The 1,298-nt window shown below is 57.2% G+C and carries 1 pseudogene; it reads right to left on the reverse strand.

The window, feature by feature from the left end:
* Positions 1-1,038: pseudogene (locus A2I95_RS39015) on the reverse strand (GGDEF domain-containing protein); the annotation flags it as partial.
* Between the last annotated feature and the right edge of the window lie 260 nt (positions 1,039-1,298).

A 1,298-nucleotide genomic window follows, 5' to 3' on the forward strand; every position in this document is an offset into this window, starting at 1 on the left:
GACGGTCTCGCCATGGGCCAGGATCGGAAAGCAGTAATAGCGCCTGCCGTCATGCGGCTCGGCGTGCTCGCAGACAAATTCAATCTCCGACGATCCGAATTCATAGGTCCGGCCCCGGCGCAGGCCCCAGCATTCCTCCGGGTGGATGTGGTCCTTGTGGCTGCCGCCGTTCCAGCTGGCACAGCCGTCCAGCACATCGCGCGAATTGGAATAGACGTAGACGCTGCCCTCAGCCGTCGGCAGGATATGAGTCATGAAGCGGGCGACCATATCAAACAGCTCATCCAATGAACGGCTGGACTGCAGCCATTCGTTCAGCTCCCCCAGCAATTGCACCTCGCGCGCCAGCCGCAGCTGCTCATCCAGAATGCCGCGCTCGGTTTCATTGCGCTGGCGCAGCTGGTTCATGCTGAACCGGTTGGTTCGGAACACCACATACACCGCCACTGCCATCGTTATCAGCGCGATGGAGGTCAGCACAATCAGCGACAGCCGGACGCGTCGGATGAACGTATCCCGCAGGTCGGTGATGTCTGTGTAGAAATCAATGGCACCGTCAAAATGCCCGTTGTGAACCAGCGGCACATAAAGTTGTGCAACCTCCCGGCTGATGCTGCTGTCAAACCCGTTGGTCTGCAGCGGAAACCCGTCGACCTCAAACGCTGGCAGCGGCTCGTGCATATAATAGACCTCTCCGCGGGCCACTTGAGTGCTGAAAAAGGCGTTGGTCTCATATTCGCCAATCTCATCACTGCGGGTGGACCAGAAAATCTCCCCCTCGCTGGTCAGCAGCCGAAACCGGAACACATCAGTCTCATCGGGCAGCAGCAGAAGATCCCGGGCATCTTCGGGTTGAATCAGCCCGTCTTCAAAGGCTTCCTCGACATTGGCCATATGCAGTACAACTCTGCGCTGCCAATGCTCCGACTGTTTTCGGAGATCGTTTTCAATCATCCTGTCCACGGTCGGTTCCGGCACTGCAAACACGGCCCAGGCCGAAGCCGCTGCCGCCGCGATCAGGACAAGGATCAGCGACATGCTGCGGATCTTTTCAGCAAGGCTGGATCTCAATTTATTTTTCATATTCCGGCGCCAAAGGTAGTTTATGTTAATGCGGCTGTGCGCCCCTGCAAGCGTAGGCCGGATTAATTTCGGTACCGTTAATCTGCCATAAGAGTTAAAGAATTTTTCTGCGGCAGCATCTTTGGGAGGGTTTGAAAACGAGCGCGGCATTCTGGATGAGCAGCTGCGGCTGGCGCGCGAGGTGCAATTGCTGGGGGAGCTGAACGAATGGCTGC

It is taken from the genome of Leisingera sp. F5, from assembly GCF_001593695.1.